Annotated in this window: 17 protein-coding genes; 6 read left to right on the top strand and 11 right to left on the bottom strand. The window is 42.0% G+C overall.

The genetic code is table 11. The annotated features are described in order from the left end of the window. Positions 1-143: 143 nt before the first annotated feature. On the bottom strand, positions 144-1,694 hold the full coding sequence (locus ABJF11_RS13285) for a phospholipase D family protein (RefSeq protein WP_348120360.1): 1,551 nt from the start codon (positions 1,692-1,694) through the stop codon (positions 144-146). Between the two features lie 78 nt (positions 1,695-1,772). Beyond that, positions 1,773-2,183: an inner membrane protein YiaA gene (yiaA, locus tag ABJF11_RS13280; protein ID WP_348120359.1), complete on the bottom strand. Its 411-nt coding sequence runs from the start codon at positions 2,181-2,183 to the stop codon at positions 1,773-1,775. A gap of 108 nt (positions 2,184-2,291) precedes the next feature. On the opposite strand from yiaA, the gene ABJF11_RS13275 reads away from it, so the two are divergent. After that, complete coding sequence (locus tag ABJF11_RS13275) at positions 2,292-2,840, top strand: TetR/AcrR family transcriptional regulator (protein ID WP_348120358.1); 549 nt, start codon at positions 2,292-2,294, stop codon at positions 2,838-2,840. 29 nt (positions 2,841-2,869) lie between these two features. On the opposite strand, the gene ABJF11_RS13270 is transcribed toward ABJF11_RS13275, so the two are convergent. After that, positions 2,870-3,904 carry an adenylate/guanylate cyclase domain-containing protein gene (locus ABJF11_RS13270; protein WP_348120357.1) on the bottom strand — a complete coding sequence of 345 codons (1,035 nt, stop codon included), beginning with the start codon at positions 3,902-3,904 and terminating at the stop codon, positions 2,870-2,872. Between the two features lie 387 nt (positions 3,905-4,291). On the opposite strand from ABJF11_RS13270, the gene ABJF11_RS13265 reads away from it, so the two are divergent. Beyond that, positions 4,292-5,989: a pseudouridine synthase gene (locus ABJF11_RS13265; protein ID WP_348120356.1), complete on the top strand. Its 1,698-nt coding sequence runs from the start codon at positions 4,292-4,294 to the stop codon at positions 5,987-5,989. Here ABJF11_RS13265 and ABJF11_RS13260 read toward each other — a convergent pair whose 3' ends face one another. From ABJF11_RS13260 to ABJF11_RS13240, 5 genes are all read right to left on the bottom strand, one after another. After that, entirely contained in the window at positions 5,990-6,718 is a 729-nt protein-coding gene (locus ABJF11_RS13260; RefSeq protein ID WP_348120355.1) for a GNAT family N-acetyltransferase, read from the bottom strand. Continuing rightward, complete coding sequence (locus ABJF11_RS13255; RefSeq protein ID WP_348120354.1) at positions 6,715-7,164, bottom strand: DMT family transporter; 450 nt, start codon at positions 7,162-7,164, stop codon at positions 6,715-6,717. The genes ABJF11_RS13260 and ABJF11_RS13255 overlap by 4 nt, the downstream gene beginning before the upstream one ends. Before the next feature lie 49 nt (positions 7,165-7,213). Next, a complete protein-coding gene (locus ABJF11_RS13250; RefSeq protein WP_348120353.1) occupies positions 7,214-7,813 on the bottom strand; it encodes a Crp/Fnr family transcriptional regulator in 600 nt (199 codons plus the stop codon). A 167-nt stretch (positions 7,814-7,980) separates the two neighbouring features. Next, positions 7,981-9,168 (bottom strand): phosphoglycerate kinase, encoded by a 1,188-nt coding sequence (locus ABJF11_RS13245; RefSeq protein ID WP_348120352.1) that lies wholly within the window; start codon positions 9,166-9,168, stop codon positions 7,981-7,983. A gap of 99 nt (positions 9,169-9,267) precedes the next feature. Beyond that, the gene (locus ABJF11_RS13240; RefSeq protein ID WP_348120351.1) at positions 9,268-9,888 is read right to left on the bottom strand and encodes an L-threonylcarbamoyladenylate synthase; all 621 of its coding nucleotides are present in this window, start codon (positions 9,886-9,888) and stop codon (positions 9,268-9,270) included. A 78-nt stretch (positions 9,889-9,966) separates the two neighbouring features. Here ABJF11_RS13240 and ABJF11_RS13235 point away from each other — a divergent pair, with 78 nt between their 5' ends. The 4 genes from ABJF11_RS13235 (at position 9,967) to ABJF11_RS13220 (ending at position 16,957) form a co-directional block, all read left to right on the top strand. Further along, positions 9,967-10,566, top strand: a complete 600-nt coding sequence (locus tag ABJF11_RS13235; RefSeq protein WP_348120350.1) for a ribonuclease HII — start codon at positions 9,967-9,969, stop codon at positions 10,564-10,566. A gap of 156 nt (positions 10,567-10,722) precedes the next feature. Beyond that, positions 10,723-13,788: an ATP-binding protein gene (locus ABJF11_RS13230; RefSeq protein WP_348120349.1), complete on the top strand. Its 3,066-nt coding sequence runs from the start codon at positions 10,723-10,725 to the stop codon at positions 13,786-13,788. Positions 13,789-13,979: 191 nt separating this feature from the next. Beyond that, positions 13,980-14,333 carry a helix-turn-helix transcriptional regulator gene (locus ABJF11_RS13225; RefSeq protein ID WP_348120348.1) on the top strand — a complete coding sequence of 118 codons (354 nt, stop codon included), beginning with the start codon at positions 13,980-13,982 and terminating at the stop codon, positions 14,331-14,333. Further along, positions 14,318-16,957, top strand: coding sequence for an ABC transporter permease (locus ABJF11_RS13220; RefSeq protein WP_348120347.1), 2,640 nt, complete (start codon positions 14,318-14,320; stop codon positions 16,955-16,957). The genes ABJF11_RS13225 and ABJF11_RS13220 overlap by 16 nt, the downstream gene beginning before the upstream one ends. 70 nt (positions 16,958-17,027) lie before the next feature. Here ABJF11_RS13220 and ABJF11_RS13215 read toward each other — a convergent pair whose 3' ends face one another. From ABJF11_RS13215 to ABJF11_RS13205, 3 genes are all read right to left on the bottom strand, one after another. Beyond that, positions 17,028-17,468: a hypothetical protein gene (locus tag ABJF11_RS13215; protein WP_348120346.1), complete on the bottom strand. Its 441-nt coding sequence runs from the start codon at positions 17,466-17,468 to the stop codon at positions 17,028-17,030. Positions 17,469-17,665: 197 nt separating this feature from the next. Next, positions 17,666-18,334, bottom strand: coding sequence for a bifunctional 4-hydroxy-2-oxoglutarate aldolase/2-dehydro-3-deoxy-phosphogluconate aldolase (locus ABJF11_RS13210; protein WP_348120345.1), 669 nt, complete (start codon positions 18,332-18,334; stop codon positions 17,666-17,668). Between the two features lie 3 nt (positions 18,335-18,337). After that, positions 18,338-19,558 carry a 6-phosphofructokinase gene (locus tag ABJF11_RS13205; protein ID WP_348120344.1) on the bottom strand — a complete coding sequence of 407 codons (1,221 nt, stop codon included), beginning with the start codon at positions 19,556-19,558 and terminating at the stop codon, positions 18,338-18,340. Positions 19,559-19,585 lie beyond the last annotated feature (27 nt).

Here is a 19,585-nt window from a genome sequence, read left to right as displayed (position 1 = left end):
ATGAATTGTAAATGGGGGATAAAAATAAGTCTATTACCAAATAATTGTGGCAAGATAACATACCAAAACCGGAATGGCAATCGCCATTAGTTCAAATCGAATGTACTGGTAATAATAGGTTTGATAATTTATTTTAATACCAACTAAAGAATAGCTTTTGGCAATATTTTTCTTGTCCACGTTTTGGCTCGTTTTAATCGACCAACCTGACTGTCTGGGTTGAATTCGAGTGTGGTTTCCCATGCGTTTTCAGGTTTGTACTCTTCTTCCATCCCATGAAGTACACCTTCGGCGATGCTATCACTGTACATCACCACAATACATTCTGTGTTGAGATTGGCGCTGCGTGGGTCTAGATTGAAGGTACCAATTATCGTGATTTTACCATCTATCACCATTGATTTTGCATGAAGCCCAAAAATAGGAGCAAAGTCGATTTCTTTTTGGAGAGCACCGGACATAACTTGTTTTCTGATGGCAGCATCTGGCTTGAATTCGAAGATCCTGATTCCGGTTTTCAGTAATTCTTCTCGATCAGATTGATAGCTGCTAAAGGCTTCCACGTTGTCAGTAGAAGCCAGGCTATTGGTGAGAACTCGAACCTTCACCCCTCGGTCAGCCGCCGCTCGAAAAAGCGCTTTGCCCAGGTCCGTGGTGATCAAATATGGGGTCTGTATGTCAATGGTATATTTTGCTCCTTCAATCAATTCTATCAATGCCGTAGTTGTGATTCCACCACCACTGAGCCCACTGGTGCCATCGTTTTTGCCGGGTAGATCAGATACGAAAATCAGACTATCGGGTCTGATGAGTTGATTTTGACTCTGCAGGTTTTTTAGCGTAGCTGGAAATGCTTCGACTTTCAACCGAACACTTTCCCAAAAATTCTCAGGGTTACAGGCATATTCATGTAGCCGGTCAAATCTGACCTCAGCTTTGTCTATCGAATCTTGAGACAGCGAAATCGCTGGAACACTAAGGTCACTCGTCCAAAATTGCTCAAAGGATTTGCTAACTGACTGAGTTTCTTTGCCCAGTAGGAGTACATCACGATCCCTGAAATTGTACTCATGGTCATAGTCGAAGTATTCATCGGCAATATTGCGCCCTCCCGTGATGGTCACGATGTCGTCTACGATGAAAGTCTTATTGTGCATGCGCTGATTGGCTGATCTGAAATCAGTGGCTAGCTTGGTGATTTTGCTATATATGGACTTGCCCAGATTGATACCCGGATTGTAGATTTTGATAGTTATATTATCGTGAGAATCTAATTTTAATACATCTTCAAGCTCGGCATCCACCATGATGTCATCGATTAGAATCCTGACTTGTACCCCACGATCAGCAGCCTTCACAAGATAGTCACATCCAATAAGGCCAATATTATCCATCGAGAAGATGAAGTATTGGATGTCGATGGATTTTTCGGCATGAGCCGTAAACCAAGCTCTAGCCACCAATGAAGTACCCCCATCTTCCAATACATAAGCCGCAGTTTCCTTTTCGGAATTTGGAAGAATGGTTGGAAGCCATTGGGCCAGACGGATCGAATCTGTAGGTCGGAGCCGCTCGCAATAGTTGGCCTGAGCTGGAATCAGAGATTCACTTTTGGAAGTACATCCCTTGATGAACAAACTAGTAAATACAGCCATCAAAAGTAGGTGGAGAATAGATCTTCGATGCTTGATCATATATTGTTTTTTGTATAAAAAGGCAGGAACCGAATCATGATTCCATGCTTTCGCTTCCCGCCGTTAACTCAAATATAGTTATGATGTCCTATTTGACTCACGTTCTTGCTGAAGGATATCTCGCGTATTTTTCTGCACGGTGATGGCCCCAAACATAGAGAGCAAAAAGGCAAAACTATAAAAGCCTTTTTCACTGGGTAATAACGTGGCATTCCAGAGCCCAATCACAAGTAAAACGATGGCTAGAATAGTCCCAAACCAACAAATACTGTAGTAGATATCCGTCACCGCTATTCCTTCTAGCTTATCGCGTACACTTTTCTGCAAGGATACAGCGGCAAACAAACCGAACATGAGTATGGTAAAATAATAACCTTTCTCATTGAGCATCATATCCGCTCTGAATAGTCCAATTAGATAACCGATGATACCTGTGCCTAGTGCAACCCACGAAGCTGCGACAAAGGCACTTGATGTTTTCTGTGTCATAATAATCTCTTTAATGAATAAATTGATTTTGAAATTCAAAAATATAGGCGTAGAATTATTCCTTGTAGACAGTGTTGTACAGAACCTTTGATTCTCATATTCGTCGCCATGGACAAAAACATTGATAATAGGCAGAAATGGATACTTACCGGATATCAACTTTTTGGTGAAATGGGTCCGGTTGCCTTGAATGTGGAGAAACTTTCCAACATTATTGGACTCAACCGGTCTAGTTTCTATCACTACTTTGGTGACATGGAGGTATTTGAGTCACAGTTGCTCACCTATCATATCTCACGATATGCATTTTTCTACGATCTGATTAAAGACTATGATCAATTTGATATGCTATTCGAAGATGAAGTCATGCAGCACAAAGATGAGCTGGCGTTTCAACGTCAGCTTCTGATCCACGAGTCTGTGGCTAGATACAAATCTTGCTCAGACGAAGCACGGAAGCATACAGAAGCTAAAACTTACGAACTCTGGTCGGCATTCAATCAGCAAAGCAATGACTCGACTGAATCCTGGACCTTGTTTAGAGCTGTTCGTGACTTCTACTATATTCATCATGGTCAGGTCAAAGACGGCTCAGTTGAATCCAATCCGAGAGATGTATTGGTGCTACTTCATAGCTATATGAATAGCAAGAGCTAATTTAAGAACTGAAATCAAGGGCCTGAAAATCAATTCTGGCATACCGCGTATATGGTCACTTTTTGCTGTTTTCCTTTCAGAATTAATTCATCCTGCTTTTCAAAACCGAATTTTTCGGTTTTTAGCCTTTTGTACAAATTTTCAGATATGAGCAATTCCTTTTTGTACTCGTTGCATTTACTCTGGATTCTGGCGGCCGTATTGATCGTGTCGCCATGATAAGCAATTTCCTTTTTGTATTTCCCCACTTCCGTGACGGTCACCACTCCCTCATTCAGCCCAGCCTTGAAGTGTGGGAGGCATTCATATTGACTTGCATAATATTCTTTTCGTTTGATGAGTTGATTTTGGAAACCATAATATGCTTCTAAGCAATTTTGATTTCGCAGGCCATCTTCCAGTCTCCAGATAAGAATGACTTCATCGCCTACATATTGATAAATCTCAGATTCATTTTCTATGACCACCCCAAGGTCATCAAAGCAGTCCTGAATCATTTTGCTATACCGAATATGGCCTAGTCTTTCGGCATGCTGCGTTGAAGATTGAAGATCGAGAAACATAAATATTCGTTCCTCTTCTCGAGGTGTATAAAAGTTGCCCTTTAGTAGCTGCCAGAGATTATTGTTTCCTAAAAAAAGGTTGACCTGTCGGAGGCTAACCATGAATATGTCAACACTGATGATATAAAAGTAGATGGCAAAGCTTCCAGGCTCGAAGGCAAATTGCCATAAGCTGATATTTTCGGCGTGGATAGCAAAAGCAAGTAGAACGATGGTAATGACGAATGCAACGGCGAAAATAAGCCTGAGTAAAATCAATTTTCGAAATGAAATGCGTTTATAGCCATGCTCTTCCATGAGTATCTGAGCGAGACCAGAAATACTCCCAAACAGAGGCCCCATAAAAAAGGCATTTAAGATGGCTTTCCACATCTCAAACTGAACCGAGCCCAGCTCGCGTGTGCCTTCACCTCGTACGATAGATAAAAAGATAAACGCCAGCGTCCAGCCCAAGCCATATTGTTTGATGATCTGCCAGCGACGTTTGTTCTTGAAATTCATTCTCCGTGCTTGATACCAGTGGTTTTACTACATTATTTACAGCGAAGATAGCAAGTCCCAGAATAAAGACTGGTGGCTCAATTAAGTTCCAATGAACCGAAATTGAAATGTGCCGACAGACAAGATATGAGTACTCATCCTTACGCTTGGCAGCAAATAAAACAATATGGGGTTCTGACTTTGTTCGATAGTGGAGTGAGTCGATCCACCATACAACTAATACACAGGGATTATAGACACTACTTTCCCATTGTACGGTCTAGAATCGCACATAAATGAGAGTATGGTCAAAAAAATCCATAAATGCTCAGGAAATAGTTGATTTCAGCGAACACTGCCAATCATTAATCATCTTCAACCTGAAAGAAAAATTCTACCTTTGTATCCATGAATCAGGAGGCAGTTTTTAAGGATCAATACTTTACACAATTCGATCAGTCGATCGAGGGTATTGCGCTACCAGATAGATTTACTTTTCCTTTCTTTTACGAGCCTCATGCGCTCTGTCGTCTGGCAGTAGAGCAGTTACAAAAAAGGCTTCTTTTGCAAACAGACTGGCAGCATGATTTTGGGATCGACCACTATGTAGAAGGTGTCAATATTGGCAAAATGTTTGGTGTTTTGATCGTTCGAAATGCGCGGGGCGAGATAGGTTTTTTGTCTGCTTTCTCCGGCAAACTGGCTGAACAGCACAATCTACCTGGATTTGTTCCTCCTATAGTGGATTATCTTCAGGTGGACAGTTTTTTCCGTCAAGGAGAAAAGGAAATAGAAGAAGTGACCGAAAACATAATGGCTTTGGTTGACTCCAGGGAATACCAGTTAGCTAAGGATAAGCTTGAGCAGTTGAAAAATACAGCCGAACTGGAGCTGGCTTCGTCTAAGGAAATACTAAAAAATGCTAAGAAATCGAGAAAGGCGAGAAGGGAAGAAGCATCGAAAACGCTAACTGTAGAGGAATACAAAGCGGTGGCCTCAGAGTTGGAGGCCGAAAGCATGAAAATGCACTATGAGTGCAAGGATCTTAAAAGAAAATGGAAGGGTGAGATTGCCGAACTAGAAACGATTTTTGGAGCTTTTGAACAGCGGTTGGCGAGCTTGAAGGACAGGAGAAGGGCATTGTCCAATCAGCTCCAGCAGAAGATATTTGATCAATATCAATTTCTAAATATAGAGGGTCAGACAAAAAGTGTTTGTGAGATTTTTGAAACGACTGCTTTCAAAATCCCACCGTCTGGTGCAGGTGACTGCGCTTTGCCAAAACTGCTACAGTATGCTTTTCAAAACAAAATGATACCTCTGGCGATGGCAGAGTTTTGGTGGGGCCAGTCGCCAAGTTCAGAAATACGTAAGCACGGATATTTCTATCCATCCTGCAAGGGTAAGTGTGAGCCTATTTTATCACACATGCTTGCAGGTATGGCTGTAGATCAAAGTCCGATGCTGACCGTTTCTACTGAGGAGAAAAGACTGAAAATCGTTTTTGAGGACGATTACTTAGTGGTGGTCAACAAACCTCATGAATTTTTGTCGGTTCCAGGCAAGAGCAATGCTGATTCTGTACTCGCTCGGATGGCAAAACAATATCCCGAGGCCACTGGCCCGCTGCTGGTTCATAGATTGGACCGGGCCACTTCAGGATTGTTGTTGGTAGCTAAGACCAAAGAAGTGCATAAGTCTCTACAGGATCAATTTTTAACACGCTCCATCAAAAAAAGATATGTCGCCTTGTTAGAAGGGAATATAGATAATCAAGAGGGAATGATCAATCTTCCCGTACGACCCGATATCGAAGATAGACCCCGACAGTTGGTCTGTCATGAGTATGGCAAACCCGCTACTACAAAGTATCGAGTAGTTAAAGTCATTAACAATCGGACACTCATTCATCTTTGGCCATTGACGGGGCGAACGCACCAGCTCCGTGTGCATGCTGCTCATCAGGACGGTCTGAATACACCCATGGTGGGTGATGATCTGTATGGCAAGACGGACAGTAGACTTCACCTACAGGCCGCAGCGCTAGAATTTACGCATCCGGTCACAGGGGAGAGAGTTCATCTTGAGTTGCCAGCGGAGTTTTGATCAATGTCTGAGCTTATAGTTCTGAATCGAAAAGTCTTCTTGATAACCTAGTTTCAGATACAAAGCTTTTCCTAAATCAGAAGCTTGAAGTGTAGATACGGAGCACCCTTTGAGCAAGGCTAGGTTGAGCAAGTGATGCATGATTTCTGCGGCATATCCATTGCGACGATGGGCTGGAGGGACTCCGATGGCATGTATGCCAGCTACTGTTCCGGTGTAGTGGATCAGTCCCGTGCCTACTGGCGTACCTTCAAAAGAATACACAAAAGCTAGCGTGTTGTTTGATAAGATCAATTGTTTTGGGTGAATGAAATATCCGAAGGCTTCCTGAAATAGCTCACTCCAAATCTCACCTGTGGAGGTATCGATTACGGGTATGACGGTCAATTTTTCTTTGGGGAAAGCCTTTAGGTTCTCTAGAGACAGGGACATGCCCAACTGACTGCTTATCAACTCAAACCCGGCTTTTTCGAAGGTAGGTTGCTGATTAGTTTGTTGCCGTACCCAGTGGGCAACCTTCACACTACTGCCCTGATGAATCAATTGTAGACGCAGTTGTGAAAGATCGATTTCGCTAAGGTCTTGTTTTAACCACAATCGATTGGGCCATTCTGAATCTTTGAGCAAGGCGTAGTCAAATTCAGGCTGTTGGCCAAACCCATCAAAAGGTGCACTTACTGATTCCCAAAGGGAGGTCAAATTATCGATGTTCAGATCAATTTTATTCATTTGAGATTAATTAGTAATATTCCTGATCCCATTGCCAATATACCAAGTGATCTTTTGAGAGTGATGGGTTCTACGGGTAGTCCAAACCACCCGAAATGCCCGGCGATGACGGAGAAGAACAACTGACCGCATAGACCCAATGATATCATAGTGGATACCCCTAATTTTGGGATAGTATAATAGTATAGACTCACACCCAGCATGCTAAATAATCCGCCCGTAAACCAGAGGTAGGTGGGTATGGCCTTGATTTGCTGCGTTGTCGGATAGCTTTTTACACTGGAAAGCACGAAAATTATAGAGAAACACATGCTGAAGAAAAAAGCGACTAGTGTGGCCAACAAGGGATGTTTCAATAGGATGCCGAGCTGGGTATTTAATCCACCTTGTATGGTTAGCAAAATACCGGCAACGAAAGCCAGAATTGATATTATTAATTGATTCATCAGGCAAAACTAGCAGAGGACTTTGCCATTTGCATTTACATATGTTGATTCAAGAGGATTTTTTTAACTCACCACGAATGCGACTGAGCTGGGTAGGCGTAATGCCCAAATGGGCTGCTATGTGTTTCTGCGTTACTCTGCGGATAATGCCAGGATTTTTTTCTAAAAAAGTCAAGTATCGATCTTTTGCATGCTGTGTGACGATCGCTAGCTCATTTTTCTCCTTTTCTATGACCCAGCGTCTTTCCATATAGGCAATATAGAAGTTCTTCAAATCGTCCCTTTGATCTATCAATTGACGGTATTTTTCAAAATTGACCTTCACCAAAGTGGTATCTTCCAGGAGCTCTATGGTAAAGTAAGATGGAGAGCCTTCCAGCAAAGAGACCATAGAAGCTGGGAAATGACCCTCAGAAAAAATATTCTTGTTGTAGTGATTACCATCCGCATCAGTAAAGTACGTTCGGGCGAGTCCCTGTCCTATAAAGTACATGTATCTGGCTCGCTGTCCGGCTTGAAGCAGCAGGTCACCTTTTTTGAGCTCATGAATAGTACAGAATGCCTGAAATTCTGACCAGGTTTGATCAGTGATCGGCGAGTAGCTATCAATAGCATCTTTTAATAGCGATAAGCAGCTTGCATGATTCATATTATGATAATAATAGCCATATGACGGATGTATTGGCTAGTAGGTTATCTAGTAGTTATATTTAGAAATATCAATAAACCAGGGACGCGCAATATCAAAAAAGCCTGAGTGGCCTCCGATGGTTATCAGAATCTACTCAGGCTTTTTTTATATACTTTGATTACTGCTTAGTCTTCCAGTGCTGCTACTCCGGGCAGTACTTTGCCTTCCATGTATTCGAGCAATGCGCCACCGCCTGTCGATACGTATGATACCTTGTCGCCATAACCCAGGTTGTTGATAGCTGAGGCAGAGTCCCCACCACCGATTAATGAAAAACCGTAGTTTACGGTAGCTTTCACGACTGATTCGGCTATGGTATCCGTGCCTTTTGCGAAATTCGAAAATTCGAATACACCCATAGGACCGTTCCAAAGTACCGTCTTGGAGCTTTCAACTATTTCAGAAAACTGCTTGCGGGTATCCGGGCCGATATCGAGTCCCATCCATCCGTCAGGGATGTTTTCGCTGCTTACTGTTTGGATATTGGCATCATTGCTGAAGTCATCAGCGATTACCGTATCTGTAGGCAAATATAGATTTACTCCTTTTGCTTTTGCCTTTAATTCGAGCTCCTTAGTCAACTCCAGTTTGTCATCTTCGCAAAGTGAATTTCCTATTTTTCCTCCTTTAGCTTTGTTGAAAGTATAAGACATCCCACCCCCAATGATGAGGTTATCTACTTTGTCGAGCAACTTTTCTATGATCAGTATTTTGTCAGAAACTTTGGCTCCGCCCATAATGGCTGTAAATGGTCTTTTGGGATCATTAAGGACCTTTTCTGCATTGTCCAGCTCGGCCTGCATCACATATCCACAAACTTTGTCAGCGAAAAATTTTGCTACTATAGTTGTAGAAGCATGTGCGCGGTGAGCGGTGCCAAACGCATCATTCACATATACATCACCCAGTTTGGAAAGCTTCTCAGCAAAAGCTTCGTCACCTTTAGTTTCTTCCTTGTAGAATCTAAGATTGTTTAGTAGCAACACCTCGCCAGCCTGAAGCGACCCGGCTAATTCTACGGCGTCTTGTCCTATGCAATCCTCAGCGAATTTTACCGTGGTACCCAATCTTTCCGAAAGTGTATTCACCAGATATTTTAGCGAGAATTTTTCTTCGGGGCCGTCTTTGGGTCTTCCCAAATGGCTCATCAGAATAGCAGAGCCGCCATCTGTCAATATTTTTTTAATCGTAGGCGTAGCCGCCTTAATTCTGGTGTCATCGGTAATTTCAAATTCGGCATTCAAGGGCACGTTGAAATCCACTCGGACTAAGGCTTTCTTGCCTTCGAAATTGAATTGATCTAGTGTGTTCATTGTTATCTTATTTAATATCTAATAAATTTTAAGCTATCATGGCAGTCGTCCTGCTTTTGGGTCAAGCGTTCATTTATTATGAATTGTAAATTTCTATTTTCAAGGAGTTAAATTCAAATTTAAGGTAGCCAGAATTTCTGCTTCTGAAATGGCACCAGCTCTCAATATTTTTGGCTTCTTATTCTCAAACGCCACGATAGTAGATTCCAGCCCGTGCTGGCTCTGTCCTCCGTCCAGGATGTACTCGATCTGGTCACCGAGTTGCTCCTCTACTTCGCCAGCAGTAGTAGGGCTCGGCATCCCGTTGATGTTAGCGCTCGTCACGGCCAATGGAAAATCGAGCTGGCTCAGCAGTTCTAAAGCCATCTCATGATTGGGCACTCTCAGTCCCATGGTATTGCCATTTGATAGCATTACTGGTGATACCTCATCCGTTGCTTCGAATATAAGAGTAAGGGCTCCCGGCCAATATTTTTCTGCCAATATTCGAGCATAGTTTGGGATGTTTTTTACATATCCGATCGCTTTATCCAGATGATCTACCTGTGCGATCAGTGGTTTGTCCTGAGGTCTTCGTTTTACGCGAAATATCTCCTCTAAACTTTCTGTTTTTAACGCATGCCCGGCCAAACCATAGACGGTATCGGTAGGTATGCCCACCAGTTTTCCTGCGCTGAGGAGCTCAGCTGCATGAGATATGTCTGTTCCTATTTTCGCCATAGAGAATAAAAGAAATGCGAAGGTACAGAATACATTTAAAACATGAATTTTAATCACTAAGATTCCTATTTTTGGCGTATGCCATTACTTCCTTTTTTTAGAGAGAATACAGTAGAGGCCGGATGTGACGAAGCCGGTAGAGGATGTCTCGCCGGGCCAGTGGTGGCGGCCGCTGTGATTTTGCCTGCAGATTATTCTCACGACATTCTCAATGACTCCAAGAAGCTCAGTCTAAAACAACGCAACTTGCTGAAAGTGGACATTCGCAGAGATGCCATTGCCTGGGCCGTCGGTGTAGTCTCACATCTTGAAATTGACGAAATCAATATCCTAAACGCTTCGTTTTTGGCCATGCATCGAGCAGTTGATCAACTCACAGTACGACCCGAATTGTTGCTGATCGATGGCAATCGCTTTAAGGTCTATGAAAATCTGCCTCATGAGACAGTGGTAAAAGGAGATGGTAAATACCTCTCGATTGCTGCAGCTTCGGTGTTAGCCAAGACACACCGGGACGAGCTGATGAACGAGCTGCACCAAGAGCACCCCGAGTATGGCTGGCACACAAATGCGGGCTATCCAACCATGGCACATCGGCAAGCCATACGCGATTATGGAATCACACCACATCATCGGAAGAGCTTCAGACTCCTACCTGAGCAGCTTGAATTATTCTAAATAAGCCTGATTCGTAATCCGGAACACATGTCACGACATTTAATTTTGACATATGTTAGGTGAATTAAATCAGATTCTATTATTTTTAGCAAACCGTCCTACCAACTATACTTAATAAAATTCGTCCGCCTGTCTTTAATTTAACTATAAAGCTTGATGAGTTTAATAAAGTTAGCAGTTGTATTTCTAGTCATACGTGCCGCTATTTTCTCTTCTTCATTTGCACAAGTGAACGAGAAGGGTCTGCCATTTATAGATTACTACGCACCGTCCGACTACAGGGCTGGAAGCTTCAATTTCAATGTTATTCGAGATTCTTTAGGCATCTATTATTTTTCAAATGATGATGGTGTATTGGTTTACAATGGCCTGGATTGGAATCTGATCAGAATTGCCGATGAAAAAACCGCGTTCTGGTTGCAGCAGGATTCTAAGGGAACCATCTATGTCGGAGCCACAGGTGAATTTGGTTACCTCAAAAGTTCTGAGAGTGGTCGTATGTCCTACGTGTCACTCATGGACAAGCTGGATACTGAGTATCACGAGTTTGGTGTGGTTTGGGAAGTAGCGTGTACCAGCCGGGAAACTATATTTAGATCAAAAAAATACATTTTTAGACTTGTGGATGACGAGATCACTGTTTTTCATCCTACAAGTAAGGAATTTGATGTTGCATTTACCGTGCGAGACACTGTATATAGCCGAGACGTAGAACATGGTCTGGTTTATTTCTCAGAAGAGGGGATGCATAGAGTGCCTGGAGGAGAAATTTTTGCTGACATGAAGGTGAATATTTTCTTGCCCTATGGTGATAAGCTATTGGTGGGTAGCCGCTATGATGGTCTCTATCTAGTAGCTGATGGTAAAGTAGAAGTATTTCAAACAGAGGCGGATGATTTTTTGAAAAAATACAAAATCTATCATGGATGTGTCACCTATGATGGTAATTATGCTTTTGCTGCCTACACCAAAGGGGTAGTAGTATTGGATCCATCTGGCAAACAGTTGCAAATGCTTGATGAGACGTCTGGTTTGATTGACTATCAGTATTTGTTTGTCGGAATGTATGACGCCAACAATTTGTGGATTGCGAATGGTGTAGGTACCAGTAAAGTCAAAGTGCTGTCACCGCTGTCATATTTTGACCGCAGGAGAGGACTGATAGATGTGGGGTCAGACATTATACGATACAAAGGAAGTATCTATGCCAGCACATTACGCGCCTTATATAAGCTCGATCAATCCCCAAACGCAGCTCGTTTTTCGAGATTTAATCAGCAGGATTTCAATGAGGTATACTCGCTTGACCTGCTTGAGGATAAGATGCTGATTGCCACTCAGAAAGGACTGATAACTTATGATAATTCCAATTTTGAAGTCATATCTCCGCTTCCAGTTCACTATGCCAAAGTAGCCAGGGATCAAACTAAAATATTTTGTGGGACGGGAGAGATTGGACTGGGAGTTTATCTAAGGAGTGAAAATGGCTGGAATTTGATTAAGCTCAGCGGGATGAATGAGCCCATAAATAAGGTGGTGGAGATTAATGATAAAATAGTCTTTATGACCAAGTACGGAACGCTCGGTGTGGTGAGTATCAAATCCAATAATAACATGCCTTACCTTAAGTTGGAGGAGCAATATTCGATCGGGAGTTCAGATATTGTTCTTGCCGGAGACAGGGTCTTGGTGGTATCACGTACCTCCTCATTTTTTCTGGATGATGAAAATCAAATCGTAGACCAGCAGCCATTGAGATTGTCAAATACGCCAGCTAAAATCAAACAGCTGGTAGGTATTGGCGACGGCAAATACTGGTTGAGCTATCAGGACAACATGAGAATTAATTACAATGAACATGTCACGTTAGGTGAAAATGGTATTTCCGCGACAGGTCTTGCCTTTGGATCACATTTTCATGTCAGCTCATCCTTTGCTGATACAGATGATGTGATTTGGTTTATTGGTGATGGAGGAGTAGTTAGATATGATCAGAAGATACCTATACAAAATCCCAATGAGAGCTTCAAATGCCATATTGACAAAATGATCTGGGGTAAAGATTCTTTGATTTTTGAAAATGGATTCAACGTGAGTTCAGTCAAATTACCTTATGACAAGACAGATATTCGATTCACCTTTTTTACTAACGAAAATAATGCTGCTGGTGAAACCTCCTTTCAGTACCGACTGGTCGGTAGAGAGGGTGAATGGTCCGACTGGTCCCGAGAGTTTAAGAAAGATTATACAGATTTGAGCGCAGGGGAGTATATCTTTCATGTAAGGGCAAAAAATGCCATTAATCAAATCAGCGAAGTAGACGCCTATCATTTCTTTGTACAAAAACCTTGGTATCTCACCAACTGGAGCATATTTGGATATATAGTATTTCTTGTAGCCCTAGTCTACGGGATTTTCAAAATAAGAATGACAAGTCTGGAGCAGGCCAAAAACAAACTCGAGAAACTGATTTCCAAACGCACAGCTGAGGTAGAAGCTCAAAAACGAGACATTGAAGTCCAGCGATTGGTATTGCAAAATGCTAATGACACAAAAAATCAGCTCTTTTCCATTATCGGTCATGATCTACGTAGTCCGCTCAATTCGCTTCAGGGACTTACAGATTTGATCCATCATTATCAAGTGGAGCAGCAGCCCGAAATGGTGGACGAAATGGTTAATCATATGGCCGATTCGGTAAAAAGACTGAGGCACTTGCTCGACAATTTACTGACCTGGGCTATGAACCAGTCAGGAAATTTCAAAATCAACCCTGAACTAATCAAAATTGATTATTTTCTTCAGGAAATTGTCTCAGTGCTGAAAGAATCAGCCAAGTCGAAGAAGATAAACATTGAACTACGGGGTTCTTCAGGATGCTTGATTCATGCGGATAGAAACTCACTGTCCACTGTCATCAGAAACTTGATTAATAACGCAATAAAGTTTTCGCAAGAAGGTTCGGCCATCTATGTGGAATATTCCTGTGATCATCAAAAGACAACCATTAAAATCATAGATCATGGGGTAGGTATCTCCTCCGATAAACTAGAGGAAATCTTCGAGCTTACTCATTCTACCTATGGTACTAACAACGAAAAAGGTACAGGCCTTGGCCTGGTGCTCGTCAATGAGTTTGTTGCTCTCAACGATGGGTCTATTCATGTCAGTAGCGAGCTAGGGTCGGGCACGACATTTACACTTGAATTTCCGAATAAATAGGTAGTCTTTTTGTGCTGCAATCAGCACCAGGAATATTCTTCTGACATTTGATTTGCAATTAGGAAACTAATAAGATTAATTAGCGTATTAAACTCCTAATTGTAGAATAAATAGACTTACAACCATTAATGAATGATTTGAATGAATCCTGATTCTAAAATGAAGCTATCTCTAACAAAATTGTCTGACTTATGAAAGGAACTTACCTCGGTGAATTTGAAGAGTTGGTACTACTTGTCATCGGTGTACTCAATGATAACGCTTACAGCATTTCTATAAAAGATGAACTTAAGGAGCGTACGGGAAGAAATCCAAGTATAGGAGCCCTACATTCTGCCCTCAATAGATTGACAGAGAAAGGGTTTATTAGTTCAGAAGAAGGCGGAGCGACCAAGGAAAGAGGCGGACGTAGAAAACGGTTTTACTCCATTACCTCGGCTGGACGAGCTGCTGCTCGCGATGCACACGATCTCCGTACGGGATTGTACCAGGCGCTGCCTAGCTTATCATTTGATCGTTTGACAATTGCATGGATGAATCAATAAAACCACCCGAATGGACCATCCGCCTGCTGGATAGATGCTGTAAGGAGGAGCACGCAGAAATGCTCAAAGGTGACTTACACGAGCTCTATGTAGAGCGATGCAAAAGAAAGGGTGAGCGTCGGGCCAAATTATTGGTGCTGTTCGACGTCCTTGATTTGCTAAGACCATTTGTACTCAAAAAAAACTCAATTACTCATAATAATACTACAGCCATGTTCAAAAACTTCATCAAAATTGCCTACAGAAATTTCATGCGACAGCGTGTGTATAGTATAATTAATACAGCCGGATTGGCTATAGGCGTGGCCTGCTTTCTTTTGATCTTTCTCTATATTCATAATGAATTGAGCTTCGATCAATTTCATTCTAAATCTGACCGTACTTACAGAATAATAGAGCATTTCGAGAGCGACGGAGTTGGAGAGCATTCTGCCAGTCAGCCGTTTCCAGTGGGGCCTACTTTGGTCAACGACTATCCCGGGCAAATTGACCATATGACGAGGCTATTCAATTTCCAGTCTCCATTTTTATCCCTGGCTAATAGAAAGCTGGAGCGTGATTTTAATGAGTCCAACTTGTTTTTTGTAGACTCTACCTTCTTTGATGTCTTTGATTTTGAAATGATCGTAGGAGAAAAATCGACGGCCCTCGACGAGCCAAACTCTATATTGATCACCGAAACAATGGCAAGGAAATATTTTAGCGACGAAAACCCACTTGGGCAGATCTTACAGTTTCAAGGAGAGCAAAATTTTGTAGTCAAGGGGATCATGGCTGATGCACCACTGAACGCACACTTTCAGTTTGACTTTTTAGTTTCGTTTTCCACCTTGAGATCCAACTATCCAGGCCGAACGATGAGAGGCTGGTACTGGAATCCATGCTGGACATACCTTGTGCTCAATGAGAACGCTTCCGCTGCTACATTGACAGAGATGCTCCCCGATTTTGTGCAAAAGTATTTCCAGGAAAATATTAGAGATGATATCACCATGGAATTGCAGCCACTACAAGACATTCACCTTAAGTCGAAGCTCGATTATGAGATTCAGGCCAATAGCAACGAGAGCAACATTTATGTGTTTTCAGCAGTAGCTTTTTTCGTTCTGCTCATAGCCGTTATCAATTTCATCAATTTGTCCACCGCAAGAGCCACCAAACGAGCCAAGGAGGTCGGTATTAGAAAAGCCTTGGGAAGCCTGAAAAAACAACTCGTATATCAGTTCATATTTGAGTCGGTTTTACAAACCGTACTGGCGCTTATCGTTGCACTCGTTGCCATCGTGTTTATTCTTCCAAGTTTCAATGCATTGGCCGAAAAATCTATTAGTCTCACAGTATTCTGGTCTCCATTATATATTGGTTCTATTGCCTCGCTCACGTTGTTTGTAGGGCTTGTGGCTGGTTTTTATCCGGCTTTCGTATTGTCTTCATTCAAAACTACAGAAGTGATCAAGGGAGGGAAGCTCAACAATCATGGAATGAATTTCCGAAAGCTGCTAGTAGTACTTCAGTTTTCAATATCAATGGTTTTGATTGTGGGGACGATTATGGCGATCAAACAATTGAAGTTTCTCCAAAGTGATGATTTGGGTTTTAATAAGGAAGCTGTGCTGATGGTGCCGGTCATTCGTACACCGATTGCCCAGCATTATGAAAACATGAAAAGCGAGATGCTGGCTCAGCAGATGATTAAATCAGTGACGGCGATGGAGGAAGTGCTTGGCGCAAAGCATCAAGTGATGAACTACGAGTTTGAAGGCACCGAAAAATCCCGACCCTATCCAAGAATGTTTGTAAGACATGATTTTCTCAAAACTTTTGATATACCTCTCTTGGCTGGGCGAACTTATAGCGAGGATTTTGTGACTGACGATAGTTTGGCCCTTGTCGTAAATGAGACTATGATCAAGCAGCTGGGTTATGGGACTGCCGAAAATGCACTTGGCAAATCAGTCAATCTCATCGGCAATAGAGATGGTAAAATAATAGGAGTGGTGAAGGATTTTAATTTTACATCCAAACATCATCCGATGTCTCCGATTGCTATTGATTTGTGGGCACAGCCGTTCACTTTCAACCTATTTATGAAATACATGGCAGTCAGAGTAGATTCAGAGCATTTGCAAGAGTCGATTGCGATTGTAGAGTCTACCTGGAGAAAATTCATTCCCAGCCGACCATTCGAATATTTCTTTCTGGAAGACAGATTGAACGATTCGTATAAGGCAGAAACCAAATTGAGTTCTATTACGACTATCTTTTCTGGCCTGGCCATATTGGTGGCATGTCTGGGTCTATTTGGATTGGCGACTTTCACAATGGAGCAACGCACTAAAGAAATCGGAATCAGGAAAGTACTTGGGATTCAGACTGGAGAGATTGTAATGCTTTTGTCCAAGGATTTTATGCTGCTGGTAGGCGTTTCTTTTGTGATTGCGGTCCCTATTGCTTATTTGATGATTGACTGGTGGCTGGCTGGATTTGCCTATAGAGTCGAAATAGTTGCATGGCCGTATTTGGTGGCAGGCATAGCTACTTTTTTGGTTGCCATGATTACTGTCGGCGCCCATTCTCTTAAAGCTTCCACTATCAATCCGGTGAAGACCCTGAAATATGAATAATCAATGAACAAGGGAGAAGGATTCGAGATCAATATCTTTTTTTGAACAAATAAGGAATTGAATAATAATTCTACTTGCTGGGTGATTTGGAAATGTTTTTTATCAAAATCATTTCAATCATCAGAAGCCAGAAGAGGACTACAAATTCTAGAGAGATCATCACATACCATTCAAATGGATAAGTGAGGGTAGAGATATTATATCCAAAGCTCAAGTAGATCAGCGCTATACATCCAAAGATGACGGCAGCAAAAATCAGGGCGAAGGCCAACGATAAACTCGGAGTTTTTTTGGCCACAAATTTCATAAGCATATAGCTATGCCGAAAGGCTATAAGGCAGGCACCGAGATAAAAAATGGCAGATAGAGGATTTGTAATAATCGAAAAAAACTCAAGCGGAGGCTCAAATTTTGTGAGATATTTAAAATCAAATAAGTAACCTACAAACAGGATTGAAAATAAGCCAAATCCAATGTTCCAGTATCTTTCGTTTTTTTCTATGCTGATCACAGTCAGTATCTAAACTATTGATGTCCAAAAATGCTAATAACGATTGACTTATGAAAAAGATACTCTAAATAGCTTTCTTATTTGTAGGGATTTTTAGTTGCCATCATAAACCAATACAAAAGCCCTCCGAAGAGGGCTTTTCATTGATGCATAATCCACCGGGCAATGGATTATTTTCTAATAAACACACTAAAATCCTATCTTAAATTTTTTATCATCGCAAGGGTAGATTTGACCGTAGCGGTCAGTTTGACGTAGTCATATTCACCATCCGCATTTTTAGCAAAAAGTTTGGAGCCCATCCCAACACAATGAACGCCTGCATTAAACCAACCTTTTAGGTTCTCCTCAGTCGGTTCTACACCACCGGTAGGCATGATACTGCTCCATGGAAATGGTCCTTTTACTGCGGCCACAAACGATGGACCACCCACCTGTGTACCAGGGAAGATTTTGACTACCTCTGCACCCAACTCTTCGGCAAATGAAATTTCGGTGAGGGAACCACAACCTGGAGACCAGGCAATTTTCCTGCGATTGCACACCTTTGCCATATCTGCATTGAGTATAGGGGATACGATAAAGTTAGCACCGTTTTGAATATACAGAGAGGTTGTACCCGCGTCTATTACCGACCCAATACCAAGAATCATATCTGGCGTGTTCTCTGCGGCATACTTATTTAGGGCGTTGAATACTTCGTGAGCATAGTCACCCCTATTGGTAAACTCAAATACACGGACACCACCATCGTAGCAAGCCTTTAGTACTTTTTTACAGACTTCAATATCGGGATGATAAAACACAGGTACCATTCCGGTATCCTTCATCTGTTGTGCTACTTCTATTCTTGTAAATCGTGCCATTTTTTAGTTCCAGTTTAATATTTTGTTGAATTCGAATTCTTGAGAGTTGTCAATAAGTTTACTGGATTTCGCTGAATCTGCTTCTTCCAGGAAGTGTAGATTTTTGAAACCTAACTTTGATATTTCTGCGTCGATGTCGACAAGCCGAGGCGGTATTACGCCATCGCTATTTTCAAACTCCGAAAGAAACATTGGTTTTATATCTCCTCTCGAGTTGGTCGTTACAATACAGCCGGTAATATTGTCGTCAAATAACTTTTTCACGCCGATTCCAAGTAGCGTACAAAGCGTCAGATCATAGCCGATGGGCCGACAACATCTAAGTTCATAACCTAATTCTACAGGTCTGCTTTTGATTTCAATGCCTAGCGATTTCAGTTTTTCCTGAACGAGGACGTTGAATATGTTTGACTTACTCACATTGCCCAGCTCAGGATGGCCATGTGCATCATAAGTAAAAAGGATGCCAGAATCTTTCAATTCTTGCTCGTCTATCAAATGAAAAACACCTTCGCTTACCAGAGCTACGCCGTAGTTGATATTTTCTATCTTCCTTTTGATCATCGATGAGATAATCAGGTTGACCACTTTGTCCAAAGTGATATTTGTTTTATTGAACATCTCTGGAATAATGAGCATGGGAAAGTGGCAGGCTGAAGCGATCCCAAAAGCGAGGTGACCAGCCGACCTTCCCATGGCAGACATAATAAACCAATTTTGACTTGTGATGGCATCCTCATATATAGTATTGCCGATTTTCACGCCCTCATCTTTAGCAGAGTGAAATCCAAATGTCGGATTCCTGTCAGGTAGAGGTAGATCGTTGTCTATAGTCTTAGGTACATGAATATTCTTTACATCGGCAGGGCTCTTTTTTAGAAATTTGGCTAGCCGATTGGCCGTACTGGCCGTATCATCACCACCGATAGTTACCAGCAGTTTTACATTGTTATCAATGAAAAACTTAGCATTGAAATCTTCTTCTTTAGGTTTGAATCTGCTCATGACCAGGGTAGATCCACCTCTGCTGAATATTCTATCTGCGTATGCAAAGTCAAAATCAATCAGGTCTGGCTTTTCTGACAGGATTCCTTTGTAGCCTCCGTGTACGCCAAGTACTCGATAGCCACTTTTTAAAAAGGTTTTGGCAACAGTGCTGACCACAGTATTGATTCCGGGTGCCGGGCCGCCGCCGCATATGATAGCTATTGATTGATTTGACATAATTTCTTTTTTAATAAGGGGAGGGAC

Source organism: Reichenbachiella sp. (genome assembly GCF_039941815.1).
GTDB lineage: Bacteria > Bacteroidota > Bacteroidia > Cytophagales > Cyclobacteriaceae > Reichenbachiella.
Note: the sequence above shows the minus strand (reverse complement) of the source record. Positions and strands in the feature narration are given on the sequence as shown.